23 protein-coding genes are annotated in these 23658 nt (G+C 67.7%); 9 read left to right on the top strand and 14 right to left on the bottom strand.

Translation table 11 applies throughout. The annotated features are described in order from the left end of the window. Window positions 1-288 precede the first annotated feature (288 nt). The gene (locus ABD116_RS37935) at window positions 289-1374 is read left to right on the top strand and encodes an NYN domain-containing protein (protein WP_343982317.1); all 1086 of its coding nucleotides are present in this window, start codon (window positions 289-291) and stop codon (window positions 1372-1374) included. Here the strand turns inward: ABD116_RS37935 and ABD116_RS37930 are convergent. Beyond that, window positions 1331-2110 (bottom strand): isoprenyl transferase, encoded by a 780-nt coding sequence (locus ABD116_RS37930; protein ID WP_343982315.1) that lies wholly within the window; start codon window positions 2108-2110, stop codon window positions 1331-1333. The genes ABD116_RS37935 and ABD116_RS37930 overlap by 44 nt on opposite strands. A gap of 221 nt (window positions 2111-2331) precedes the next feature. On the opposite strand from ABD116_RS37930, the gene trhA reads away from it, so the two are divergent. Further along, a complete protein-coding gene (gene trhA, locus ABD116_RS37925) occupies window positions 2332-3045 on the top strand; it encodes a PAQR family membrane homeostasis protein TrhA (protein WP_343982313.1) in 714 nt (237 codons plus the stop codon). On the opposite strand, the gene ABD116_RS37920 is transcribed toward trhA, so the two are convergent. After that, entirely contained in the window at window positions 3046-3531 is a 486-nt protein-coding gene (locus tag ABD116_RS37920) for a MarR family winged helix-turn-helix transcriptional regulator (RefSeq protein WP_343982311.1), read from the bottom strand. A gap of 121 nt (window positions 3532-3652) precedes the next feature. Between ABD116_RS37920 and ABD116_RS37915 the strand changes: the two genes are divergently transcribed. Then, window positions 3653-4837, top strand: a complete 1185-nt coding sequence (locus tag ABD116_RS37915; protein WP_343982309.1) for a phosphotransferase — start codon at window positions 3653-3655, stop codon at window positions 4835-4837. On the opposite strand, the gene ABD116_RS37910 is transcribed toward ABD116_RS37915, so the two are convergent. Continuing rightward, entirely contained in the window at window positions 4830-5303 is a 474-nt protein-coding gene (locus ABD116_RS37910; RefSeq protein WP_343982307.1) for a nitroreductase family deazaflavin-dependent oxidoreductase, read from the bottom strand. The two genes, ABD116_RS37915 and ABD116_RS37910, sit on opposite strands and share 8 nt — an antisense overlap. 43 nt (window positions 5304-5346) lie before the next feature. Here ABD116_RS37910 and ABD116_RS37905 point away from each other — a divergent pair, with 43 nt between their 5' ends. After that, the gene (locus ABD116_RS37905; RefSeq protein ID WP_343982305.1) at window positions 5347-5853 is read left to right on the top strand and encodes a hypothetical protein; all 507 of its coding nucleotides are present in this window, start codon (window positions 5347-5349) and stop codon (window positions 5851-5853) included. Window position 5854: 1 nt separating this feature from the next. On the opposite strand, the gene ABD116_RS37900 is transcribed toward ABD116_RS37905, so the two are convergent. The 4 genes from ABD116_RS37900 to ABD116_RS37885 all read right to left on the bottom strand — a co-directional run bounded on the left by ABD116_RS37900 (window position 5855) and on the right by ABD116_RS37885 (window position 13449). Beyond that, a complete protein-coding gene (locus ABD116_RS37900) occupies window positions 5855-7273 on the bottom strand; it encodes a M28 family peptidase (protein ID WP_343982303.1) in 1419 nt (472 codons plus the stop codon). A 75-nt stretch (window positions 7274-7348) separates the two neighbouring features. Beyond that, window positions 7349-8938, bottom strand: a complete 1590-nt coding sequence (locus ABD116_RS37895) for a M4 family metallopeptidase (RefSeq protein ID WP_343982301.1) — start codon at window positions 8936-8938, stop codon at window positions 7349-7351. Window positions 8939-9117: 179 nt separating this feature from the next. After that, on the bottom strand, window positions 9118-11181 hold the full coding sequence (locus tag ABD116_RS37890; protein ID WP_343982298.1) for a M4 family metallopeptidase: 2064 nt from the start codon (window positions 11179-11181) through the stop codon (window positions 9118-9120). Window positions 11182-11406: 225 nt separating this feature from the next. Then, window positions 11407-13449: a thioredoxin domain-containing protein gene (locus tag ABD116_RS37885; RefSeq protein WP_343982295.1), complete on the bottom strand. Its 2043-nt coding sequence runs from the start codon at window positions 13447-13449 to the stop codon at window positions 11407-11409. Window positions 13450-13526: 77 nt separating this feature from the next. On the opposite strand from ABD116_RS37885, the gene ABD116_RS37880 reads away from it, so the two are divergent. Continuing rightward, window positions 13527-14093 carry a Uma2 family endonuclease gene (locus tag ABD116_RS37880; protein ID WP_343982292.1) on the top strand — a complete coding sequence of 189 codons (567 nt, stop codon included), beginning with the start codon at window positions 13527-13529 and terminating at the stop codon, window positions 14091-14093. Between the two features lie 14 nt (window positions 14094-14107). Here the strand turns inward: ABD116_RS37880 and ABD116_RS37875 are convergent, their stop codons facing one another. From ABD116_RS37875 to mca, 3 genes are all read right to left on the bottom strand, one after another. Beyond that, window positions 14108-15148 (bottom strand): copper resistance D family protein, encoded by a 1041-nt coding sequence (locus ABD116_RS37875; RefSeq protein WP_343982290.1) that lies wholly within the window; start codon window positions 15146-15148, stop codon window positions 14108-14110. A gap of 233 nt (window positions 15149-15381) precedes the next feature. After that, window positions 15382-15672 (bottom strand): hypothetical protein, encoded by a 291-nt coding sequence (locus ABD116_RS37870; protein WP_343982288.1) that lies wholly within the window; start codon window positions 15670-15672, stop codon window positions 15382-15384. A 40-nt stretch (window positions 15673-15712) separates the two neighbouring features. Next, entirely contained in the window at window positions 15713-16576 is an 864-nt protein-coding gene (gene mca, locus ABD116_RS37865; RefSeq protein ID WP_343982285.1) for a mycothiol conjugate amidase Mca, read from the bottom strand. 35 nt (window positions 16577-16611) lie between these two features. Here mca and ABD116_RS37860 point away from each other — a divergent pair, with 35 nt between their 5' ends. Together ABD116_RS37860 and greA are read left to right on the top strand one after the other, a co-directional pair. Further along, on the top strand, window positions 16612-17100 hold the full coding sequence (locus ABD116_RS37860) for a DUF4307 domain-containing protein (RefSeq protein ID WP_343982282.1): 489 nt from the start codon (window positions 16612-16614) through the stop codon (window positions 17098-17100). 191 nt (window positions 17101-17291) lie between these two features. After that, the gene (gene greA / locus ABD116_RS37855; RefSeq protein WP_343982280.1) at window positions 17292-17804 is read left to right on the top strand and encodes a transcription elongation factor GreA; all 513 of its coding nucleotides are present in this window, start codon (window positions 17292-17294) and stop codon (window positions 17802-17804) included. A 105-nt stretch (window positions 17805-17909) separates the two neighbouring features. Here greA and ABD116_RS37850 read toward each other — a convergent pair whose 3' ends face one another. Then, window positions 17910-18749, bottom strand: a complete 840-nt coding sequence (locus tag ABD116_RS37850) for an ABC transporter permease (RefSeq protein WP_343982277.1) — start codon at window positions 18747-18749, stop codon at window positions 17910-17912. Then, window positions 18746-19768 (bottom strand): ATP-binding cassette domain-containing protein, encoded by a 1023-nt coding sequence (locus ABD116_RS37845; RefSeq protein ID WP_343982274.1) that lies wholly within the window; start codon window positions 19766-19768, stop codon window positions 18746-18748. Before ABD116_RS37845 ends, ABD116_RS37850 begins: the two co-directional genes overlap by 4 nt. A 156-nt stretch (window positions 19769-19924) precedes the next feature. On the opposite strand from ABD116_RS37845, the gene ABD116_RS37840 reads away from it, so the two are divergent. Next, the gene (locus ABD116_RS37840; protein WP_343982272.1) at window positions 19925-21166 is read left to right on the top strand and encodes an MFS transporter; all 1242 of its coding nucleotides are present in this window, start codon (window positions 19925-19927) and stop codon (window positions 21164-21166) included. A gap of 88 nt (window positions 21167-21254) precedes the next feature. Here ABD116_RS37840 and ABD116_RS37835 read toward each other — a convergent pair whose 3' ends face one another. Together ABD116_RS37835 and ABD116_RS37830 are read right to left on the bottom strand one after the other, a co-directional pair. Next, on the bottom strand, window positions 21255-22433 hold the full coding sequence (locus ABD116_RS37835) for a hypothetical protein (RefSeq protein WP_343982270.1): 1179 nt from the start codon (window positions 22431-22433) through the stop codon (window positions 21255-21257). A 91-nt stretch (window positions 22434-22524) separates the two neighbouring features. Then, the gene (locus ABD116_RS37830; protein ID WP_343982268.1) at window positions 22525-22797 is read right to left on the bottom strand and encodes a hypothetical protein; all 273 of its coding nucleotides are present in this window, start codon (window positions 22795-22797) and stop codon (window positions 22525-22527) included. A gap of 31 nt (window positions 22798-22828) precedes the next feature. Here ABD116_RS37830 and ABD116_RS37825 point away from each other — a divergent pair, with 31 nt between their 5' ends. Further along, window positions 22829-23134 carry a hypothetical protein gene (locus ABD116_RS37825; RefSeq protein WP_343982266.1) on the top strand — a complete coding sequence of 102 codons (306 nt, stop codon included), beginning with the start codon at window positions 22829-22831 and terminating at the stop codon, window positions 23132-23134. Window positions 23135-23658 lie beyond the last annotated feature (524 nt).

The following is a 23658-nucleotide window of genomic DNA, read 5'->3' as shown; positions in this document are numbered from 1 at the left end:
ACGCGCGGAACCGGAAATCAGTGAGGGTGAGACCGTGGGTCTCGGGCACTCCGTTCGGCGCCTCATGGGGCTACCGGCGAGCAATTACGTCTCATCTGATCGGGCCTCCCGGACAGCCGGCTTCCCCTCCGACCGTCACTAAGGACTGTAGGTCTGTCGCGCAAACCCCGCAGCCCGACACGCCCGGCCACGGGGTTAACGGCTTGTTACACGTTTCCCCCTACCGGGCGACGCCGTTCACCCCGCCGGGTGAGCCGGTACTGCGGCCCGCCGCCGCACGCTGTTCGCATGCTGAAAACCACGCTCGGTTACGCCACCGCACTGTGGTCGCTGACCTACGGAGCCCTGGGCATCTACTGGACCGCAGGCGGCTCCAGCTACCCCTTCGCCCCAGTTGTTGACGACCACCGCACCGCGTCCCTGCTGGAGGGCGCTCCTGTAGGTGTTGTTGGCCCAGGAATGGTTGTCCTAGGCCTGCTCGGCGCGGTGGTAGCTGTGCTGATGACGAGGCGGAGCAGTGGGCGGGTGTTCCTGGGGTTTGCCGTGACGATGGCCGTACTGCTGGCGCTGGTCATTCCGGACTACACCCCGTTGGCGATGCTTGCCCTGTCCCCGGCGTTGGTCATGTTCGCGTTCACCGGGGTGCCCGGTGCGCAGGACGGCGTCGGGGACATCCTGTACTGGCACCGGGTGAACATCCTGATCATCTTCGTCGGCGGCCTCCTGTGGGCCGCTACGGCCGTCAGCTACCACCGGCGGCTCCGTAACGCCTGCGCCAGCTGCGGACGCGACGACAGGCCACCCAGGGCCTGGCAGACCCCCGAGGGCGCCCTGCGCTGGGGACGCCGCGCAGTGCTGATCGCCGTCGTCGCCAACATCCCCTACGAGTTCACCCGCGTCGCCTGGTACTTCGGCTGGGAACTCGGCATCACCCACGAGTTCCACCAGATGATGGTCGACACGCCCGGCATGCTCGAGATGGGCCTCGCCATGGCCACGCTAGGCATCGGCGGCAGCATCCTCACCCACGGCCTGGTCCACCGCTGGGGCGAGGTCTACCCCCGCTGGATCTGGTTCAAGGCCGGCCGCCGCGTCCCACCCCTGCTGGCCCTCATCCCCGCGTCGATCGTCGCGGTCGTCCTGATCCCAGCCGGCCTGATGAACATCCGCCTCCCCGGCGACAACGCAGGCTCCGAGTGGGGCCTGGCACTCCCCGGCACCCTCTGGGTCGTCTGGGGCGCAGCCCTAGGCGCAGCTACCTACGCGTACTACCTCAGACGCCGTACTACGTGCCGCCGGTGCGGCCGGGGTGCGCCAGAGGCCGCGGTACTCACGTCCCGAAGCGGCGCTCTCGTTGGGCGTAACTCCGAATAGCGCGGAGGAAGTCGACGTGCCGGAAGTCCGGCCAGAGCGCCTCGCAGAAGTAGAACTCGCTCAGCGCGCTCTGCCAGAGCAGGAAGCCGCCCAGCCGCTGCTCCCCCGATGTCCTGATCACCAGGTCCGGGTCGGGCTGGCCCTTCGTGTAGAGGTGCTCGGCGATGTGCTCGACGTCGACCCGCTCGGCCAGCTCCTCGATCGAGATGCCCTTCGCGGCTTCCTCGAGCAGCAACGACCGGACCGCGTCGGCCAGCTCGCGCCGGCCGCCGTACCCGACCGCGACGTTGACCAGCATGCCGTCGACGTTCTGGGTCGCGGTCTCGGCGCCCTTCAGCACTTCGGCCGTCGCGGCCGGCAGCAGGTCGAGGGCGCCGACCGGGTGGATCCGCCACTGGCCGATCGTGGTCAGCTCCTCGACCGTCGACTCGATGATCCGCAGCAGCGGCTCGAGCTCCTCGGCCGGCCGGGTCAGGTTGTCGGTGGACAGCATCCAGACCGTGACGACCTTGACGCCGACCTCGTCGCACCAGTGCAGGAACTCGGTGATCTTGGTCGCACCCGCCTCGTGGCCGCGCGACACCGGATCACCCGTCGCCCGGGCCCAGCGCCGGTTGCCGTCGATGATCACGCCGATGTGGCGGGGCATCCGGTCCGGTGACAGCGAGCGCGCCAGCCGGCGCTCGTACAGCCCGTAGACCACGTCGCGCAGCTTTGCCTTGCCAGGTGTCCGCATGGGCAGGTGCTCTCCTCAAAAGCTCTCCGGCTTCTGAGGCTAGCCGACATTTCCGCTGCCGTAGAGTGATCGAACTTTTACCGGAGTTTGCGCGTCGGACACTCCGGGCACCTGCTGAAGGCCGGTGATCTGGCCTACATTCATCCTTCCGGACGATTGAACCTACGGTTCCGTAGGTTACGGTTGCGTAGGTACAACTCCGCCCGCACGAGAGGATGGCGATGACGGCCAAGTCTGCGATCAGCACCCCGACGGAAGCCGCCTCCCACGAGCTCGGGCACAAGCTGGCGGACAAGCTCGCGCCGCTGAAGCCGAAACTGCGCGGCTGGCTGCACGCCGGCACCTTCCCGTTCGCGACCGCGGCCGGCATCGTGCTGATCTGCCTTGCGCCGAGCACGAGCGCCCGCTGGGCGGCCGCCGTCTACACGCTCGGCTCGATGTTGCTGTTCGGCATCTCCGCGCTGTACCACCGGTTCTACTGGGGCCCGACCGGCGAGGCGATCCTGCGCCGGCTCGACCACAGCAACATCTTCTTGCTGATCGCCGGCACCTACACCCCACTGGGCGTGGTGCTGCTGCGTGGCGACGACCGGATCCTGCTGCTCAGCCTGGCCTGGGGTGGCGCGCTGATCGGCATCCTGTTCCGGATCTTCTGGGTCGGCGCCCCGCGCTGGCTCTACACCCCGATCTACCTGGCCCTGGGCTGGGTCGCGATCTTCTGGATGGGCGACTTCTACCACCTGGGCGGCGCGTCCGTGGTGGCGTTGCTGGCGATCGGCGGCGGGCTCTACTCGATCGGCGCGGTCATCTACGGCACCAAGCGGCCGAACCCGTCACCCCTGTGGTTCGGCTTCCACGAGATCTTCCACGCCTGCACGGTGGCGGCCTTCATCTGCCACTACGTCGCGGTCAGCATCGCGACGTACCGGAGCTGACTAGGGCCTCGAAAGCCACTCGAGTTCTTCATCGAGGGGCCCGCAGACCTCGACCAGCGTCTCGCGGAGCAGTTCGAACTTCTCCGCGCCCAGCCGCCGCTTCCACTCCTGCTCGACCCGGTCGATCGACGCCCGGCTGAACTCCATCGCCCGGTCCCCTTCAGCGGTACGCCGGACCAGCCGGACCCGCCGATCCCCGGCCACCCGCTCGGATTCGGCGTACCCGCGCTCCTGCAGGTAGTCGACGTGTTGCCCGAGCCCCTGCTTGGTCATGCCGGCGATCTCGGCCAGGTCGGTGATCCGCGCCCCACTGTCCGGAATCAGCTCCAGCAACCGGAAGTGGGACACCCGCAACCCCGGGAACTGCTGCTCTCCGTCGACCAGGATCTCCTCGCGCAGCCGCTTGAGCGCGAGCCCGAGCAACCCGGCGATGTGCAGCCCACGAAGGCCCTCAGCGTGGCCCGAAAGGGCGTTGACGGAAGTCATAAGGCAACTTTACTATCTCGGTAGTAAGGCTGCTTTACTTCTTCGGCGCGGCGCGATCTTAAGGTGAGCTGAAGGGTCGACGGCAGCATTCGAGGGAGAACCGAACACCCCGGGGGGACCCATGAACACCACCACCGTCAGCGACGGACTGAGCGAGCTCGGCCGGGACGCACCCGACGAGGGCGCGCTGGCCTGCCTGGTCCGCGACCTCACTGGCCTGCCTGGCGCCGTGCCGACCTCGGCCCGGGTCGAACCGGTCGACTACGAGATCGGTACGCCGAGCACCGAGGCCCTGCTGCGCGTCCTGGGCACCGCCGAGCTGCACTCCGGCGAGACCGTCGAGTGGTCCGTCTTCGTCAAGAAGCTCGCGTCGGTCCGGCACTGGCCGATGCTCCACGTGGTCCCGGAGGAGTTCCAGGAGGCATTCATCCAGAACCTCCCCTGGCAGCTCGAACTCAAAGTCCACCGCAGCGACATCGCGGCCGTGCTCCCGGACGGCCTCCGGTTGCCGACGCTGTACCGGGCCGACGAGTACGACGACGATCGCGCGACCCTGTGGATGGAAAACGTCCACCAGGCGGCGGGCTGTTGGCCGCTCGGCCGTTTCGAGCACGCCGCGTACCTGCTCGGCCAGCTGTCGGCCCGACGGCAGATGCACCTGGTCGAGCCGCTGTTCCCGCGCGGCAACGTCCAGATCCCCGGCATCGGACTCCGGTACTACACGGGCGGCCGCGTGCTGAACGGAGCGGTCCCGCTGCTCGCCGACGACCAGACCTGGCAGCACCCGTTGCTGGCCCAGGCGATCTGCTCGACCGGCGACCACGGGCTGCGGGACGAGCTACTCGAGCTGGCGAACCGGCTGCCCGGCGTACTGGATCGCTTGGACACGCTGCCGCAGACGTATCAGCACGGAGATGCGAGTCCGCAGAACCTGCTGGTGCCGGAGGACAAGCAGGACGAGTTCGTCGTGATCGACTGGGGCTTCGACTGCCCGCAGGCGATCGGGTTCGACCTCGGCCAGCTCCTGGTCGGCCTCGCGCACGCCGGCGAGCTCGCGCCGGAGGAGCTGCCGACCATCCATACGGTCATCGTCTCGGCGTTCATGGAGGGAGTGGCCGCGGAGGGGATGACGGTGTCGAAGGAAGAGGTCCTGTACGGCTACCTCGGCTCGCTGATGGCGCGCGCGACCTTCACCGCGTTGCCGTTGGAAGAGCTCGGCAAGTACAGCGAGTGCGGGCTCGAGCTCTTCGAGGAACGGGTCCGGCTGACCCGCACCCTGGTCAACCTGGTGTCGACGATCAACTAGTGGGGGTCAGCACGAAGACGCGGATCGCCCGGCCGCTGCGTTCGACGTACGTGTCGTAAGCAGGCCAGACCTTGGTGACGAGTGGCCAGACCCGGTCCCGCTCCGCTCCTTCCGCGAGGGCGGCGCGGACCGGGACGTCGCGACCGCCTTCCAGGGAGATGGTCGCCTCGCTGGAGGCGAGCAGGTTTGCGGACCAGGCCGGATGGTGCTCCTGGCCCCAGTTCGACGCGGTGACGACGAAGCCGTCGCCGTCCGGCGCATAGATCAGCGGGACGGTTCGGGGCAGCCCCGACTTCCGCCCGCGCGTCGTCAGAAGCAAAGTAGGCAAGGCGGATCGGCCGAGGATGGTGATTCGGCCGTTCGTCTTTCGTTGCAGCCAGCGGTCTATTGGTACCAAATTGCGGCCTGCCACCGCGAACCACTGCCGATGCCCTAACGAGCGGATGACATTCGTGTACCAGCCCATGCACGAAGTCTGCCGTCACCCCGAAGTTGGGTATGCATGGGGTGTGAAAAACATTCGGTTCGTACTACTGGCAGCCGCCGCCGGTCTGATCATGACTGGATGCGGTGACGACTCCAGCGCGGGCGGCACACCGTCCGCCTCCACCAACCCGAGCACGCCGATCGCGAGCTTGCCATCGCCGAGTACCACCACCGGCAACGGACTCCCGCTGACAGTCAGCCGGACAGGTGGTTTCGCCGGCTTCAACGATCAGGTCGTGGTCGGCACCGACGGCGTCGCGAGCGTCAGCTCGATGGGCAAGGCGCCCGGCAAGTGCAAGCTGGAAACCGGCTTCCTCAACACGCTGACCGACGCGGTGAAACAGGTCGACTGGGCCTCCGTCGGCGTCACCAAGCCGACCGTCCGGCACCCCGACGACATGATCATCGCGGTCTCCGCGAGCGGCGGCCTGGCCCGGCTCGACGACCCGAAGCTGAAGCCGCTGGTGGCCCCGGTGGGCACGTTGCTCACCGAAGCCACCAAACCCGGCGGTCTGTGCAAGCCGGTCTAGCTCAGCCGGTGGTGAGGGCCACGTCGTCGATCACGAAGCTCGTCTGCAGCGACGAGTCCTCGTTGCCGAGGAACTTGACGGTCACCGTTTTGCCCTTGTAAGCAAGGACGTCGAACGTCTTCTGGGTGTACGTCGTGTTCTTGTTCAGGTTCGAGTACGTCGCCAGCGTGGTCGTCGTCGATCCGTCGACCACCTGCACCTTCACCGTGTCGTACACCGTCGAACTGGTCGTCTCGGCGGTGTCGATCCGGATCCACAACGACAGCGCTGCCGCGGTCGCAGTCGACGGGATGGCCACCGACTGGCCGATGTTCTCGCTGCTGGTGTTGCCGTTGCCCTGCAGCCAGGCCTTGTAGGTGCCGGCGTGCGCGGGCTTGCTGCTGCTGTTGGTGACGACCCCGCTCGTACCGGTCCAGTTCACCGCGCCCGACTCGAAGCCGGGGTTCTGGATAAGGTTCGGGCCGGTCGGCGGTACGGTGCCGCCGTAGTCCTTCTGCGCGTAGTTCCAGACCATGTGGCCGATCGCGTCGATCTGCCGGTCGAGCGACGTCAGGTTGAGGTTGTTGATGGTGTCGCACGAGCGGTGGTAGCAGGCGTCGAACGCGGTGTTCGCCGTACCGCCCCACTTGGTCGCCTGGGCCGACGTCTTGATCTCCTCGGCGCCGGAGAAGGTCCCGGCGGTCGGGATGCCGAGCGACCGGAACGCCGCGTGGTCGGACCGGCCCTGTACGTCGATGTACTCGGTCTGGATGCTCTTCCCGGTGAAGTAGCTCTTCAGATCGTCCCGCGCTCCGTTGCCGGCCGGGTTGTCGTCGTAGATGAAGTAACCCGGGTTCGGCGACGCGATCATGTCGTAGTTCATGTACAACTCGATCTTGGCGCGCTCGGCCGACGGCAGGTTGTTCACGTAGTACTTCGACCCGAGCAGGCCCAGTTCCTCAGCTCCCCAGAAGCCAAAACGCAAGCGGTTCTTGGGCACCTGGCCGCTCGCGGCGTACGCCAGTGCGGTCTCCAGGACACCCGCGCTGCCGCTGCCGTTGTCGTTGATGCCAGGGCCGGCGCTGACGCTGTCGAGGTGCGAGCCGGTCATCACGACGTGGTTCGCGTCGCCTTGCGGCCACTCGGCGATCACGTTGTACGACGTACCGGCCGAGGTCGAGAACGACTGCAGCGTGGTGGTGAAGCCTGCCGCGTCGAGCTTCGACTTCACCCAGTTGGCCGAGGCGAGGTAGCCGGGGCGGCCGGTGTAGCGGTTGCCGCTGTTGGCGGTGGCGATCGACTGGAGCTGGTCCAGGTGCGCCTTGGTGTTGGTGACGGAGATGTCGGGTGAGTCGACGGCCTGGGCGGGGCTGCCGGGGACGAGGACGGCGGTGGCGACCAGAGCGGTGCCGAGTACGCCGTACAGGGGGGACTTGAGCATGGGCGGATACTCCTTTGCCTCACAAAGGAACGGTCCCGGCGCGGGCCCTGATGAGACCCGCGCCGGGACCAAGTGTCAGCAGACTGCTGAGCCTGCCGGAACCGAGATGCCGCTGAACGCGGCCTGAATGCCCTTGCACTGTGCGGATCCAGCGCCGTACAGCTCCTTGGCGGAGTTGATCGCTCCGTTGCGGGCATCCTTGTAGGTCGAGCCCGAGCTGAGCTTGGTGCTCAGCGTGCGGTACCAGACCTTGGCGGCCACGTCCCGGCCGACGCCGGCGAACGTGGTGCCGTTGCACGAGGTGCTGTTGTAGTTGACGCCGTTGATCGTCTTGGCGCCGGTGCCCTCGGAGGCCAGGTAGAACCAGTGGTTCAGCGGGCCGGAGGAGTAGTGCGGGTCCAGACCGCCGGTGCTGGTCGTCCAGCAGTCCTTGCTGCGACCGTCCTTGGACGGCTTGTCCATATAGCGCAGCGGCGTGCCGTTGCCGTTGATGTTGATCTTCTCGCCGATCAGGTAGTCACCGACGTCGGAGGCGTTGTTGGCGTAGAACTCGACCATGGTGCCGAAGATGTCGCTGGTCGCCTCGTTCAGGCCGCCCGCGTCGCCGGAGTAGTTCAGGTTGGCGGTCGCCTCGGTGACACCGTGGCTCATCTCGTGGCCGGCCACGTCGATGGCGGTCAGCGGGTGCGTGTTGCCGGAGCCGTCGCCGTACGTCATCTGGGTGCCGTCCCAGAACGCGTTCACGTACGCGTTGCCGTAGTGCACCCGGGAGCGAGCGCCCTGGCCGTTGTTGAAGATGCCGTTCCGGCCGTGGACGTTCTTGTAGTAGTCCCAGGTCAGCTGGGACCCGTAGTGCGCGTCGACGCCGGCGGTCTGCCGGTTCGAGGCCGCACCGGTGCCCCAGATGTTGTCCGCGTCGGTGAAGGTGGTGCCGGCGCCGGACGAGCCGCCGTTCAGGTCCGTGGTGTAGTTGCCGCCACGGGAGGTGTCCTTCATGACGAAGTTGGGCGCGCTGCCCGACGTACCGATCGTCACCGTGCCGGCGTACATCGACTTGCCGGTGCCTGTCTTGACCTCGTCGTCGGAGGCCAGCAGCGCACCGGTGTTCGCGTCGATGAACGAGTGCAGCACCGACGGGGTCTGGTCGGCCTTGACCCCGGTGGTGACGACCTCGTAGGCCAGTACCGGCTTGGCCGGCGTCACGTACACGACCAGCGTGCCCTGGTTGCCGGTGGCCTTGAAGCCGGCCGCCTTCGCACCCTTGGCCAGCGCCGCCGACTGCGACAGCGTGGGCTTGGTCGACTTGACGCCCACCCCGGTCGCGTTGCGGTTGTAGGTGACACCGCTGATCGCGCCGTCACCAGTGCGCTTCACGATCATGTCGCCGCCGGCGACCTTCAGGCCGTTGTAGGTCCGCTCGTACCGGACGAACTCGGTGCCGTCGGCATCTTTCACCACGTCCTTGACCTGGAGCACCTCACCCTTGCCCAGGCCGAGCGCGGCCGCGGTCTTCGCGGACAGCGTCTGCTCGGACTGGACGGCGGCCGGCTGGTCGAAGCCGGACGCGGGCAACGGGGCGGAGCGGACAGACGCGCCGGCCGGCGCGATGGCCAGGCCCGCGGCCGCCAGAACGGCGACTGCCCCTACAGATGTCAATCTCTTCACAACAGCACTCCTCACGGTTTCGTCGCTGAATGGGCGCAGCGATCGTTTTTCGCTTGGTACACGTGCTTTCGCGGCAGGGATCACTCCCGCGCAACGGGAGGAAACTGGGATCGATCCGGGGGCAGACCAGGGCGGCGGCCCACCCCCGGACCGGTGATTCGGGACCAGCAGGGTGCTGACTAGCCGATCAGCGACACGTCGTCGACGACGAAGCTGGTCTGCAGCGAGGAGTCCTCGTTCTCGAGGAACTTCACGGTGACCGTCTTGCCGGAGTAGGCGCCGACATTGAAGGTCTTCTGCGTGTAGGTCGTGTTCTTGTTCAGGTTCGAGTACGTCGCCAGCGTCGTGGTGGTCGAGCCGTCCACGATCTGCACCTGGAGCTTGTCGTACACCGTCGAGGTGGTGGTCTCAGCGGTGTCGATCCGCAGCCACAGCGACAGCTGCGCCGAGGAGTTGCCGGCCGGGATGGCGACCGACTGGCCGATGTTCGCGGTCGACGTGGTGCCCTTGTTGCCGAGCACGGCCTTCCAGGTACCACCGTGAGCCGGCTTGGCGCCACCGTTGACGATGACACCGGAGGTACCGGTCCAGCTCGCGGTGCCGGACTCGAAGCCACCGTTCACGAGACGCTCGGAACCGGTCGGCGGGATGACCGCGCCACAGGTCTCGGCACCGGCCGGGACGGTGATGCCGTTGAACGCGGCCTGGATGCCGAGGCACTGCGACGAGTTGGCGCCGTAGAGGGCCTTGGCGACCGAGATCGCGCCTTCACGGGCGTCCTTGTAGGTGCTGCCCGAGGTCAGCTTGGTGGTCAGGGTCTGGTACCAGACCTTGGCCGCCACCTCGCGGGTGACACCGGTGACGGTCCCGCCGTCGCAGGTGGTGCTGTTGTACGAGACGCCGTTGATCGTCTTGGCGCCGGAACCCTCGGAGGCCAGGTAGAACCAGTGGTTCAGCGGCCCGGAGGAGTAGTGCGGGTCGAGCCCACCGGTGCTGGTCGTCCAGCAGTCCTTGCTGGCACCGTCCTTCGACGGCTTGTCCATGTAGCGCAGCGGCGTGCCGTTGCCGTTGATGTTGATCTTCTCGCCGATGAGGTAGTCGCCGACGTCGGAGGCGTTGTTGGCGTAGAACTCGACCGAGGTGCCGAAGATGTCGGAGGTCGCCTCGTTCAGGCCACCCGCGTCCCCGGAGTAGTTCAGGTTGGCGGTCGCCTCGGTGACACCGTGGCTCATCTCGTGGCCGGCCACGTCGATCGAGGTCAGCGGCCGGGTGTTGCCCGAGCCGTCGCCGTACGTCATCTGGGTGCCGTCCCAGAACGCGTTCACGTACGCGTTGCCGTAGTGGACCCGGGAGCGCGAACCCTGGCCGTTGTTGAAGATGCCGTTCCGGCCGTAGACGTTCTTGTAGTAGTCCCAGGTCAGCTGCGTGCCGTAGTGGGCGTCGACGCCGGCGGTCTGGCGGTTCGCGGTGGTGCCGCTGCCCCAGGTGTCGTCGGGGTCGGTGAAGGTGGTGCCGTTGCCCGACGTCGCACCGTTGAGGTCCGTCGTCCAGTTGCCGCCACGGCCGGTGTCGGTCATCGAGTAGTTGCCCGAGCTGCCGGACGTACCGATGGTGACGGTGCCGGAGTACATCGAGTTACCGGTACCGGTCTTGATCTCGTCGTCGGAGTCCAGCACCGCGCCGGTCTTGGCGTCGACGAAGGAGTGCAGGACCGACGGGGTCTGGTCGGCCTTGACCCCGGTGGTGACGACCTCGTAGGCGAGCACCGGCTTGGTCGGCGTGACGAAGACGACCAGCGTCCCCTTGTTGCTGGTGGCCTTGAAGTCGGCGGACTTCGCACCCTTGGCCAGGGCGGCGGCCTGGGACAGCGTCGGCTTGGTCGAGGTGACCCCGACGGCCTTCGCGCCACGGTTGTAGGTGACGTGGCTGATCGCGGAGCCGTCGCGCTTCACGATCAGGTCGCCGCCGACCACCTTGAGGCCGTTGAAGGTCCGGTCGTAGCGGACGTACTCGCTCCCGTCGGCGTCCTTGACGACGTCGCGAACCTTGAGTACCTCACCGCCGGCCAGACCGAGAGCGGTGGCGGTCTGCGCGGTCAGCGCCGACTCTGCCTGGACAGCGGCCGGCTGGTTGAAGCCGGATGCCGGAAGCGGGGCCGTACGGTTGGCGGCTCCTGCGGGCGACATCGCCAGCCCCGCTGCCGCGACGATGACCACCGCCCCTGCTGATGTCAGTCGTTTCAAGACAACATCTCCTCACGGTGTGGTCGCTGTTTGGGCGCAACGACCAATTCATTGGGGGGACGCCGGATGTTCTGGCCCAGCAGTGCCACTGCCTACTTGTGACACTGTGTGTCAGTACATGCGAGTTCTGTTACATCCGACTGAGGGAGGACTCTGTCCTCCGCCGGAGCAGGAGTCAAGCGATTCTGCCGAAATGACAGGGAAAACCCGCACTTCTGCAAGGGCTCAGAGCGTGGTCTTCAACTCACCCCGAAGGTCTTCCGGCAACACAACCGGCAACCGGCAGGTAAACCGCTGACACACGAACGCCGCGGATCGCCCATCCACCAGCCCGCGCCCTTCGAGCAACGGCACCAGAGACCCAGGCAGACCAGTAGCCACAGCGGTCCCCCAAGGCGACTCCTTCACCGCAACCCGCAACAGCCCAGCGAAATCCCCGCCTCCCCCCGCACCTCGCGACACCTCGCCTTCACTTCCATCGACGCGGCCCGCGGGGCCGCTGATGATGGCGATCTCCAGGGGGCCTGCTGCGATGGTTTCGGCTACCGCCAGAGCTCGCCCCGCGAAGCGGGGTGCCCTGCCGGCGATGGAAGCGGACAGTTGGAGTGCTTGCTGGGCGGCGGATTCGTAGCGGGTCGATCCGGTCAGGGAGGCGAGGGTGGTGAAAGCCTCGGCGGCCAGGGAGACTCCGGAGGGGCTGGCGTTGTCAGTGGCGTCTTGCGGGCGCCAGATCAGCGTCTCAGCATCCGCGGCCGTGTCGTAGAAGATGCCATCGGCAACAAATTGTTCAAGAACCCGGTCCAGCAGGGTTTGTGCGAGCTCCAACCACGACGGCTCCCCCGTGACACCCAGCAACGTCAGACACGCCTGCGCGTACGCCGCGTAGTCCTCCAGCACCCCATGCGCCGACCCGGCCACTCCATCCCGCGACGTCCGACGCAAGATCCCGTTGCCGTCCAGGTGCACATCCCGGACCAATTCAGCCGCGGCGACAGCTGCCTCGACGTACTCCGGCTTGTCCAGTACGACGCCCGCCCGCGCAAGCCCAGTGATCGCCAACCCGTTCCACGCGGCCACCACCTTGTCGTCGCGGCCGGGATACGTCCGACCGCGCCGTGCGTCCCGTAGTACCGCCTGAACCTTCTGCCACCGACCCAGATCGTCCGGATCCCGCCGGAGCTGCAGCACAGACGTCCCATGCTCAAAAGTCCCGGTGACGTCGCATAGGTCTACAACCCAGTCGGCATCCTCACCGAGCAAGTCATGCAGCTCGGCGGCCGACCATACGTAGTACCGGCCCTCTTCTCCCTCGGTGTCAGCGTCGAGCGCCGAAGCGAACCCGCCCTCCGGCGTCCGCAACTCAGCCAGCAGGAAGTCAGCCGTCTCGACAGCGATCCGCTCAGCCAGCGGCTCCTCGGTGATCGCCCACCATTGCGTGTAGACGTCCAGCAGCAGCGCGTTGTCGTAGAGCATCTTCTCGAAGTGCGGGATGACCCACTGCCCGTCGACGCTGTACCGCGCGAACCCGCCCGCCAACTGGTCGTACATCCCACCTCGCGCCATCCGCTCACACGTCTGCGCGACCATCTCCAACGCCTCCGTGGAACCAGTCCGCCGATGGTTCCGCAACAAGAAGTCGAGCACCATCGACGGCGGAAACTTCGGCGCCCGCCCGAACCCGGCATCCACCGGATCGAAATCCACCTTCAGCAAGGCAACGGCCCGCTCCAGCGTCGCCTCATCCATGGCCCCCTCGGCCACCGCCCCACGAGCCCCCAACTGCTCGACCACCGACCGCCCGACCTTGTCGATGTCCTCGCGCTTGGTCCGCCAAGCCCCGACCAGCGACTCCAGCACCTGCCTGAAGGTCGCCATCCCATGCCGCGGCTCACTCGGAAAGTACGTCCCGCAAAAGAACGGCTCCCCCGCCGGCGTCAGAAACACCGACATCGGCCACCCACCCTGCCCGGTCATCGCCACCGTCGCCTGCATGTAGATCGCATCCACATCCGGCCGCTCTTCCCGATCCACCTTCACACAAACGAAGTTCTCGTTCAGATAAGCAGCCGTCACCTCGTCCTCGAACGACTCGTGCGCCATCACGTGACACCAATGACAAGCCGAATACCCCACCGACAAGAACACCGGCACATCCCGCTCACCAGCCTCCGCGAAAACCGCATCGGACCACTCCCGCCAGTGCACCGGATTGTCAGCGTGCTGCCGCAGATAGGGCGAAGTGGACTTACCGAGCTCGTTGGAGGCCATGACACCCACCCTAGGCAGTCGGCCCGAGTATCCTGACTCCAGTAGTCGGCCCGTCGCTGCACCAAGGAGGTAGACACGTGACAGCGGAAATGATCGCTCCAGCCTGGATGCATTCCCAGATCACCGCAGAGCAGTACGACTCCTGGTCCGCCGAGCAGTGTGCAGGTATCGAGATTGTGGATGGGATGGTCGTCGTGACGCCGAGCGCTGCCCCGCGGCACAACCGAGTGGGTCGCTTCCTGGCGAACGGGCTGGAGCTCGCCGCAGGTCCGGAATGGAACGCCGATACCGACTTCGACGTTCGATTGCAGGATGTCCCGCTGACCAATCGCCGTCCGGACGTCGTGGTTTATCGTGCCGACAGCATCGACATGTTGCCGATGAGGCCCGAACGCGTGCTGCTCATTGTCGAGGTCGTGTCGCCCGGCTCGGAGACCACAGACAGGATCGTTAAGGCGGGCCAGTACGCGAAGGCAGGTATCGCCTTCTACTGGCGTGTCGAGCGGGCAGCTACCGGCGTGCCGGTGGTTTACACCTACGTGTTAGACCCCGCAAGCGGTGTCTACCGCGATGGCGACGTCTGCACCGGCGTCATCAAGACCTCCTTGCCGTTCCCGGTGGAGATCGACCTCGGCTCGCTCTGATCCCGGCAGCGGGTCTAGATGGTCTGGGCCAGGGCGATGGAGAGGCCTATGGCTATGGCCATGAGGAGGAGTTCGCCGGCTACCAACTGCCAGAAGCGGGTGCCGGGGGTGTCCAGGTCGGCGATGGTGTGGCGGCGGTGGAACCAGCCGGCGGTGATGAGGATGAGGAAGGCGACGGTTTTGGCGAGGAGTAAGGCGCCGTAGGCGTCTGAGGTGAGGACGTCGAGGGCTTTGTCGAAGCCACCGCCTTTGGCTGCCAGGCGGCCGGCGGCGCTGATGAGGCCGCTGAGGAGGACTGCGATCGACGACAGCAGGGCTACCTGGCTGAAGCGTTCGAGGACCAGCGGGAGGCCGGTGCGGCTGGCTCGGCCGTAGCGGACCAGGCCTGCGAGGCCGCCTACCCAGGTGGTTGCGGCGATGACGTGGATGACCAGGGCCGCGCCCGCGAGAACGACGTACGACTCGTTGCGCGGGAAGGCGGTCAGCGCATTGGGGACCAGGGCTGCGATCGCGACCAGTACGCCGAGTCCTGCGGCGGAGGCGGTCTCGGCGCGGCGGATGCCTATGGCCAGCGCGACGACGAGGATGCCGGTGATCAGCAGCGACTTCACCTCAGGGACGGCGAGCGCGTCGTCCAACCGCAGGCGGAGCAGGTTGACCGGGGTGGCCAGCAGGATCGCCGCGGTGAGGACCGCGCCGACGAAGGAGCTGACGGCCCAGATGACCGCGGAGTTGCTGGCGTCGCGGATCGCCCGTCTGCCCTGCAACCCGAGCGGGCCGCCGTCAGTACGCAGCAACACGACCGCGGCCAGCAGCGCACCGGCGCAGCCGACGGTCGCCATCGTGGCGAGCAACCGGAAGAACGGCAGCAGCCACTCGACCAGCAGGCCCGGACCGCCGAGCCCGTCATCGGCGGTTTTCGGTTCGCTGCCGGCGGAGTACAGGGCGATCACCATCGTCACGGCCGCGACGCCGACCGCGAGCGTGCCTCCCGCGACCAGCCGGCCGCCAGGCACGCGATGCCGGGCGACGCGCGTGGCGCGGGTCGTCGTCACCGAGCGTTCCCGCCCTCGGCCTCATGGATGGACACGCGCACACTATAGGTGAGCTATCTAACAGAGTCCCCGCATGACACCATCTCGTGACCAGCCGGGTCCAAACGGTTGCCCAGCCGTGACTTTCGGCGATCTCGACGTCCCGCCGCCACCCCGCGCAGCAGCCAACCCGTTGCCAGAGGCATCTACCCGTGAGGCCCCTTACCCCACGTCACCGATCGGCTGCGGCGCGCCTACTTATCCGGCGTCTCGGCCGCAGCATTCGTCGTCGCCGCCGCCGGCCCGGCAGCGCCAGCCCGGTCCGCTGAGCTGCCCGTGGTCGGCGGGACGTCGGACGGTGCTCGGTCGCGCGCACCCGCGTCCGGGTCGAAGTCGATCTTCTTCAGCTGTTTGCCCATGTTGCGCCAGAGCAGGACGGTGGCGCCACCAAGCACCAGGACGATCAGCAGCGCGACCCAGCCGGGCTTGACCGAGTTCGGATCGATCTCGGTCATCGGCGGGCTGATGGTCAGAAGTCGGGTCATCGCTGTCACCTCTGTAGTCTCTCACCGGCTGTCCCCGCCCTCAGCGCAACCCCGCGAAGAGGTCGTCCTCGGGCACTTCGGAGTCCACCAGGCTGCGGGCCAGCTCGTAGTCCTCGGTCGGCCAGGCCTGCTGGTGCACCTCCAACGGTACGGTGAACCAGCCGCCGTCGGGGTCGATCTGGGTCGCGTGCGCGAGCAGGGCGCGGTCGCGGATCGCGAAGTACTCGGCGCATTCCACCCGGGTGGTGATCCGCTTCTCGTTCTCCGGATCCGGCTTCCAGTCCTTCAGCCGGTCGGCGTAGGGCGACTCGAGGCCGCGGGCGACCATCGCGTCGTGCAGCGCCTTCATCCGCTCGCGGTGGAAAGTGTGGTGGTAATAGAGCTTCAGCGGCTGGTACGGCGCACCGAGCTCCGGGTACGCGTCCGGGGCGCCGGCCGCCTCGAACGCGGCCACCGTGATCTGGTGGCACATCACGTGGTCGGGGTGCGGGTAGCCGCCGTTCTCGTCGTACGTCGTGACGACCTGCGGGCGGAACTCGCGGATCAGCTTCACCAGCGGCGCCGCGGCGTCCTCGACCTTGAGCGAGGCGAAGCAGCCCTCCGGCAGCGGCGGCAGCGGGTCGCCCTCGGGGAAGCCCGAGTCGACCCAGCCCAGCCACTCCTGCCTGATGCCGAGGATCTCGCGGGCCGCGTCCATCTCCTGGCGGCGGATCTCGGTGATGTTCGCCAGTACTTCGGGCCGATCCATCTTGGCGTTGAGGATCGAGCCGCGCTCCCCGCCGGTACAGGTGGCCACCATCACGTCGACGCCCTCGGCGACGTACTTGGCGGTCGAGGCGGCGCCCTTGCTGGACTCGTCGTCAGGGTGTGCGTGGACATGCAGTAGGCGAAGATCTTCAGTCACAAGACACAATGGTCCTCCAAGCCCGAGGAGAACCAGTGACCGACCCACACCCAGCCGTCCGAACCGCCGGTACCGACGCCAGCGCGAAGGCCAGTACGGGCACTGGTACGGACGCCGGCACCTTGGCCGCGCTGGACGCCCGGTACGGCCGGACCGGGCGCAGCCGCAGGGTGCTGATCTTCGCCGTGGTCGGCATGCTGGCGCTGGCCGGGCTGGTGTGGTTGCTGTGGGCCGCGTTCATCGCGTCGAACCCGCCGGTCTCGTCGCGGATGATCGGTTTCAAGATCGAGTCGGCGACGACGGCGACGGCGACGTTCCAGGTCGACCGGAGCAAATCGGTCGAGGCGCAGTGCCGGTTGCAGGCCAAGGCAGCCGACTTCTCCATCGTCGGCGAGCTGACCGTGACGGTCGCGCCGGACTCCGCGCGGCAGCAGACGATCGACGCCACAGTGACGACGCAGCGGGCCGCGACGGCCGTCGTACTGGTCGGTTGCACGACCGCTGACGCACATCGGCCGAATTAATCCCGTATACCCGTTTCACAGGCGAGGTAAACGATTGCCTCGCCGGCGTCGGTAAGCGTTTGCCAAGTGTTTGAGAAAGCGAAGAACTGTGGGGTTCTGAGCGCTGTCTTGCTACGCTCAGTGGATTGGTCGCCGTCGACGACGGCGGCCTCAGCCTTTTCTCACCCCATCCCATCGACAAAGGAGCAGCCATGACGCAGAAGATCGACGAGGACAGCGTTGTCTGGCTGACACAGGATGGTTACGACCAGCTGAAGGCGGAGCTGGAGGAGCTGAAGGGTCCCGGCCGGACCGAGATCACCCAGCGGATCAGCGACGCCCGCGACGAGGGCGACCTGAAGGAGAACGGCGGCTACCACGCCGCCAAGGACGAGCAGGGCAAGATGGAGGCCCGGATCCGCCAGCTCGAGGACATGCTGCGCCGCGCCCGGGTCGGCGAGACCCCGAAGGCCGGCGGCAAGGTCGAGCCCGGCATGAAGGTCTCGATCAAGTTCGCCGGTGACGACGACGTCGAGACGTTCCTGCTCGGCTCCCGCGAACTGCTCGCCCTGGACTCCTCGGTGGACATCGACGTCTACTCGCCGCAGTCCCCGCTCGGCTCAGCCATCCTGGGCAAGAAAAAGGGCGAAAAAGCCACCTACGAAGCCCCCAACGGCAAGCCGGTCACAGTAGAGATCGTCGCCGCGGTCCCCTTCAAGGGCTGACCCTGATCCACCTGTAGCGACCTCGAACACCCAGCGGCGACCTTGAACACGTTATTACTTGTTCAAGGTCGCCGTTTCGTGTTCAAGGTCGCCAGTTCTGGCGGGTCAGTGGCCGGTGGCCCGGCGGTATTTGTTGACCGCCAGTGGGGCGAAGACGGCGATGATGGCGGTGCACCAGATCAGGGAGAGCCAGACCGGGTGCTGGGCCGGGAAGCCGTCGGGGCTGGCGAAGGGGCTGGGGTTGCCGAAGAGGTGACGGCAGGCGGCCACGATCGAGGAGATCGGGTTCCACTCGGCGACCGGTTGCAGGCCGCTGGGCAGGTTGGGCGTGGGGACGAAGGCGTTCGACAGGAACGTCAGCGGGAAGAGCCAGATCAGGCCGGCCGAGGCGGCGACCTCCGGACCGCCCACCGACAATCCGATCAAGGCGCCCACCCACAGCATGGCGAAGGCGAACAGCAGCAGGATCGCGAACGCAGCAAGGGCGTTGCCGATCCCGTTGTGCCAGCGCCAACCGACGATGAAGCCGCAGATCACCATCACCAGCATGACGAACGCGTTGAAGACGACGTCACCGATCACCCGCCCGGCGATCACCCCGGAGCGCGCCATCGGCAGCGACCGGAACCGGTCGATCAGCCCCTTCGACATGTCGTCGGCCAGCCCGACGCTCGCCGAGGCGACCGCGAACGCCATCGTCTGGGCGAAGATCCCGGACATCAGGAACTCGCGATACGCCCGCGCCCCGGGGAAGCCCGGGATCGGGATCGCGTTGCCGAAGACGTACGCGAACAGCAGCACGAACATGATCGGCTGGATGGTCGCGTAGATCAGCATGTCCGGCGTCCGCGGGATCCGCTTCAGGCTGCGCCAGGCGAGGATGCCCGCGTCCGTCACCGCCCGTCCGATCGAGCTCACCTTCACCGGCGTACCGGTCGTGCTCATGCCTTCACCTTCTTCGGATCGGTACTGCCGACTGCCTCGTCCGTGGGCCGGCCGTCCTCTTCGGTCGCGTGCCCGGTCAGGCTGAGGAACACGTCGTCCAGCGTCGGCCGGCGCAGCCCGATGTCGGCGATCCGGATCCCGGCCCCGTCGAGCGTGCGGATCACCCCGACCAGCGCCTCCGAACCACCCGGCGCCGGCATCGTCAGCCGCTTGCTGTGCTTGTCGAGCGTGGTCGACTCCGGATCGGTGATCTCCAGCGCCGCCGTCAGCAACTCGAGCGCCCGGTAGGTCTCGTCCGGCTCGTGCACGACGACCTCGATCCGCTCGCCGCCCACCTTCGCCTTCAGCTCGTCGGCCGTCCCGCGGGCGATCACCGAGCCGTGGTCGACCACCGCGATGCTGTCGGCCAGTTCGTCGGCCTCTTCCAGGTACTGCGTGGTCAGCAGGATCGTCACCCCTTCGCTGACCCGGTCGCGGATGATCTGCCACAGGTCGAGCCGGCTGCGCGGATCGAGCCCGGTCGTCGGCTCGTCCAGGAACAGCACCTTGGGATGCGCGATCAGCGACCCGGCCAGGTCCAGCCGGCGCCGCATCCCGCCGGAGTACGTCTTCAGGATCCGGTCGGCCGCCTCGGTCAGGTCGAAGATCTCGAGCAGCTCCTCGGCCCGCCGCTTGGCCTGCTCACTGCTCAGCCGGTACAGCCGGCCGAACATCCACAGGTTCTCCCGGCCGGTGAGCAGCTCGTCGACAGCGGCGTACTGCCCCGAGAGCCCGACCAGGCCGCGGACGGTGTCGGCCTCCTTCACCACGTCATGGCCGAGCACCCGCGCGCTGCCCGCGTCCGGCCGCATCAGGGTGGTGAGCACGCGGACCGTCGTCGTCTTGCCCGCGCCGTTCGGCCCGAGCAGGCCGAGCACGCTGCCTTCGGGGACCTCGAGGTCGATACCGTCGAGCGCTTTGACCGTGTTCTTGCGGGATTTGAACGTCTTCACGAGGCCGGTCGCCTCGATTGCAGCCATCGCAGCCGCTCCTTCCAGATGTGATGCACGTCATCCTGTCGGAGCCGGCCGACAAATTTCGAGAGGTTTAGCGCCTGGCATAACCTTGAGTCTGAGGGGCTCAACTTTGTTGACATTGAGTCGACAAGGCTCAAGTCTGCGTTCTACCGTCGCCAGATGAGCTCCAGCCCAGGCATCCTCAGCCACCCCGACTTCCGCCGCCTCTGGATCGCGGACCTGCTGAGCCAGCTCGGCAGCCGCCTCGGCATGATGGCCGCTCCCCTGCTGGCCGTCCTCACCCTGAACGCCTCCACGCTGCAGGTCTCCCTCCTGCGCACCAGCGAGACGGCCGCCTGGCTAGTACTCGGGCTGTTCGCCGGCGCCTGGGTCGACCGCGTCCGCTGCCTGCCAGTGCTTGTCGCTGCGGACTTGGGGCGGGCGCTGTTGCTCGGGTCAATTCCGGTCGCTGCCTGGTTCGGAGTACTGACTCTTGCCCAGCTGTACGTCGTACTAGCGCTGACCGGACTCTTGACGGTGCTGTTCGATGTTGCGCACAGCTCGTATCCGCCGCGGTTGCTCGCGCCTGAGCAACTGCTGCCGGGCAATGCGAAGCTGGCCGCGAATCACTCGGTCGCTGCGGTGGTGGGAGCGGGTGCGGGCGGGTTCCTCGTCCAGTGGTTGAGTGCGGCCGTCACACTCGGGCTCGACGCGCTCAGCTTCGTGTGGTCGGCGATCTGGCTCCGCTCGATCCGTACGCCGGAACCGCGGCCGGCCCCGGCTGAGCGGCCGAACCTGCGGCGCGAGATCGGTGAGGGGCTGCGGTATGTGTTCACGCATCCGCTGCTGCGGCCGATCGCGTTGAATCAGACCACGACGATGCTGTTCCAGGCGGCCAGCGGTGCGGTGATGATCGTGTTCCTGGTCCGGGAGATCCACTTGTCGCCCAGCCTGATCGGCGTGCTCAGCATGACCGGCCTACTGGGCGCCCTGGCCGCCTCCTGGTTCACCGAACGCCTCAGCACCCGGATCGGCGACGCCCGGGCGCTAGTACTCGGCTCGGTAGCCATCGGAGTCGCCTTCACCCTGCAGGCGCTGACCACTCCTGGCTGGGGCCTGGCTTGGTACGTCCTGGGCACTCTCCTGGCAGCCATCGGCATCATCGTCAGCTACATCGTCGCCATCAGCGCCCGCCAACGCCTCTGCCCACCCGACCTCCAAGGCCGGGTAAGCGCCACCATGTCCTTCGTCAGCTGGGGCGCCGCCCCCATAGGCAGCCTCCTAGGCGGCCTAACCGCAACCGCCGTCGGCCTACGCTCCACCCTCCTCGCAGCCGGCCTAGCCACCCTGCTCGGCGCAAGCTGGCTACTTCCCCTACGCAGACTCCGCTCGTTCCCAGCCCCCGCCCACTCCACCAGCTAGCTCCAAGCCGGCGACAGCTCGCTCCGCGCTCCGCGCCTGCTGCTGCGGCAGCCCGCATACGTCCCGCCCGGAGGGCGGGGCGACGCGGTTAGTCGGAGGTGATCTGAGCTGAGCCGACCAGGACCTCTACGTCCAGAGCTGCTCGGCCTCGGCCGATCTCGACGTCTTTGGATTGGCCGGAGACTGCGCCGGTCCAGGAGACCCGGCCGAGTTGGGCTTCGGTGTGGACGCGGACGTCGGAGCCCCGGCGGAGGGTGACGTTGGCGGAGCCGGACTCGACCCGGACGCGGGAGCGGCCCTTGGTGATCTGAGCGTCGAGGGTGGCGGTACCTGCCTGGACGAGCAGGTCGATCGGGCCGTCGACGTCGGTCACCTTCGCAGTACCGGCGGTGACGCGGACCCGGGACAGACCCGGCAGACGCTCGGCGGTGACGCTTCCGCCGGTCACCTCGATCTCCACCTGGAGCATCGGGTTCACCCGGATCGACAGCTCCTTGGCGAAGCCGTTCACGTGCGACTTGAGGTCAGTCGGGTTGCGCAACATGCTCAGCCCGTCGATCGAGACCCCCATGTCCCCCTCGCTGTTGATCGCCAGGGTGTCCCCGTCGCGCTTGATCACGTGCGGCCCGTCCACGGCGACCCCGGTCACCGCAGGCTCCCCGATCAACCGCACCCGCCGCCCGATCGCCCGGATAGTCACCCGCCGCACCCCCGAAGGCACCACGAGATCACTGTGGAGCACATCCTCCTCAGCCACCGGCTCGGCGGCAGGAGCACGCACCGGCTCTGAAGCAGCCGACGGCCCGGCGGGCGCAGGCTCGGCGGGCGCAGGCTCGGCGGGCGCAGGCTCGGCGGCGGCCGGTGCGGGATCCGGTACTACGGCAGCTTCGTCCACCACACTGCCCTCGCCCTCAGTGGCGTCGGCAGCCGGCTCAGCCGCGTGCTTCGGCGACCCGTTGGGGGTCGGAGTGTCGACGACCTCGGCCCAGACGGACGGCGAGGGCGAGTCATCCGCAGCAGTCGAATCAGCGGCCGCCGAGTCGGTGGGAGCGGAATCCGCCGTTGGGCCGGCGAAACTCCCGTCAGCCGGAGCCGAGTCGCTCGGAGCTGAGTCGGCGGCGGGCGCGGAAGTGGTGGGAGCTGTGTTGCTGGGGAGGGCAGCGATCAGGGTCGCGGCTTCTTCGGTGGTGAGGTGGCCGGCGGCGACTCGGTCGAGGATGGTTCGGACCCGTCGGTCGTAGTCGCTCTGACTGCTCTGATCGCTCATGTACCCCAGTCCAGCACCCGGAAGGTCCGAAACCAATCGGGGATCGCCCCCAACTCCCCCGCCCACCCCCTGAGCGGGTGCCGGTCAGGGGTCAGGAAGCCGGACGGAAGCTGGCGGTGATCGTGCGCAGCATGGTCTGGCTGGACGCCCACTGACCGTCCGGGGTCGACCAATAGATCCCGTACGCCTGGTGCGGGCTGGTGACGACCCCGCGGTTCAGTACGTGCTGCCGTCCGCCCCGAACCGCATAGGTGAACTCCCAGTCGGCAGCCTTCTCGAAGTAGTCGACCGCCTCGAGCCGGACCCGCCGGTACTCCGGATAGCCGCCGCGTCGCGCCTTCTCCTGCTGACGCCAGTCGGCCACCGGGTCGGGCTTCGGTTGATCGCTCTGGTCGATGAGGAGGAAGCGCGATCCCCCGGGCTCGCGGAAGTACACGCGCCCGCCGTCGCGCTGCACGGTCCAGTTGCTCGGTATCGCCACCGAGAAGCCCGTCGAATCCGTGTGCCGCTCGAAGCCGGCCGGTACCGCGGCGCCCGTCGACCGAGTCGGCTGGGTGGTCGCCTTCGTGGACCGGCTGGGCGGGACCGAAGTCGACGAGGGCGCACTGCTCGGGGGTCTGCTGCTCTTCGTAGAGGCTGTCGGTGTAGTACGTGGCGCCGGCGTGCTCGCAACGACCGTAGGCGCCGCGCCCGGCGTCTGACTCTGCCCAGGATCGTCGTCCGGCCCGAACACAACCCACGCACCGATCCCGGCCGCTATCACCAAACAAACCCCCAACCCCACAAGCGCCTCACCCCTCCGACGACCAGCCGACCCCGCCGAGACAGCCGAGGCGGCCGGGGCGGCCGGGGCGGCCGGGGTGGCCGGGGTGGCCGGGGACGCGGCAGGAGGCGCGTCCGACGCCTGCCCGACTGGTGGGCCGGCCACGGAAGCTCCGGCGGACACCTCCGACTCTGAGACAGCAGGCACAGAAAGCACACGAGTCGCCTGCCCGTGATCAGACACCGCCGGCTGCCCAGGGGCAACCCTGGCAGGAGCTGCGGGCGGCGGGCCCGAGGCCGGAGTCCCTGCGGCTGGAGGAGCAACCGGTCCAGGCCCAGCCGGGGCGGGAGCAGCCGGGCCAGGGCCGGCCGGGGCGGGAGCAGCCAGGGCGGGGCCGGCCGGGGCGGGAGCAGCCGGGGCGGGAGCAGCCGGGCCAGGGCCGGCCGGGGCGGGAGCAGCCAG

The sequence above is a fragment of the Kribbella koreensis genome (assembly GCF_039525325.1).
GTDB classification, from domain to species: Bacteria; Actinomycetota; Actinomycetes; order Propionibacteriales; family Kribbellaceae; genus Kribbella; species Kribbella koreensis.
This window is presented reverse-complemented; position numbering and strand designations above follow the sequence as displayed.

Coding starts and splice junctions, on each gene's coding strand:
- ABD116_RS37935 (WP_343982317.1), top strand. CDS start 289: ATGCTGAAAACCACGCTCGGTTACGCCACCGCACTGTGGTCGCTGACC.
- ABD116_RS37930 (WP_343982315.1), bottom strand. CDS start 2,110: ATGCGGACACCTGGCAAGGCAAAGCTGCGCGACGTGGTCTACGGGCTG.
- trhA (WP_343982313.1), top strand. CDS start 2,332: ATGACGGCCAAGTCTGCGATCAGCACCCCGACGGAAGCCGCCTCCCAC.
- ABD116_RS37920 (WP_343982311.1), bottom strand. CDS start 3,531: ATGACTTCCGTCAACGCCCTTTCGGGCCACGCTGAGGGCCTTCGTGGG.
- ABD116_RS37915 (WP_343982309.1), top strand. CDS start 3,653: ATGAACACCACCACCGTCAGCGACGGACTGAGCGAGCTCGGCCGGGAC.
- ABD116_RS37910 (WP_343982307.1), bottom strand. CDS start 5,303: ATGGGCTGGTACACGAATGTCATCCGCTCGTTAGGGCATCGGCAGTGG.
- ABD116_RS37900 (WP_343982303.1), bottom strand. CDS start 7,273: ATGCTCAAGTCCCCCCTGTACGGCGTACTCGGCACCGCTCTGGTCGCC.
- ABD116_RS37885 (WP_343982295.1), bottom strand. CDS start 13,449: ATGGCCTCCAACGAGCTCGGTAAGTCCACTTCGCCCTATCTGCGGCAG.
- ABD116_RS37870 (WP_343982288.1), bottom strand. CDS start 15,672: ATGACCCGACTTCTGACCATCAGCCCGCCGATGACCGAGATCGATCCG.
- greA (WP_343982280.1), top strand. CDS start 17,292: ATGACGCAGAAGATCGACGAGGACAGCGTTGTCTGGCTGACACAGGAT.
- ABD116_RS37850 (WP_343982277.1), bottom strand. CDS start 18,749: ATGAGCACGACCGGTACGCCGGTGAAGGTGAGCTCGATCGGACGGGCG.
- ABD116_RS37845 (WP_343982274.1), bottom strand. CDS start 19,768: ATGGCTGCAATCGAGGCGACCGGCCTCGTGAAGACGTTCAAATCCCGC.
- ABD116_RS37840 (WP_343982272.1), top strand. CDS start 19,925: ATGAGCTCCAGCCCAGGCATCCTCAGCCACCCCGACTTCCGCCGCCTC.
- ABD116_RS37835 (WP_343982270.1), bottom strand. CDS start 22,433: ATGAGCGATCAGAGCAGTCAGAGCGACTACGACCGACGGGTCCGAACC.
- ABD116_RS37825 (WP_343982266.1), top strand. CDS start 22,829: ATGAGGAGGAAGCGCGATCCCCCGGGCTCGCGGAAGTACACGCGCCCG.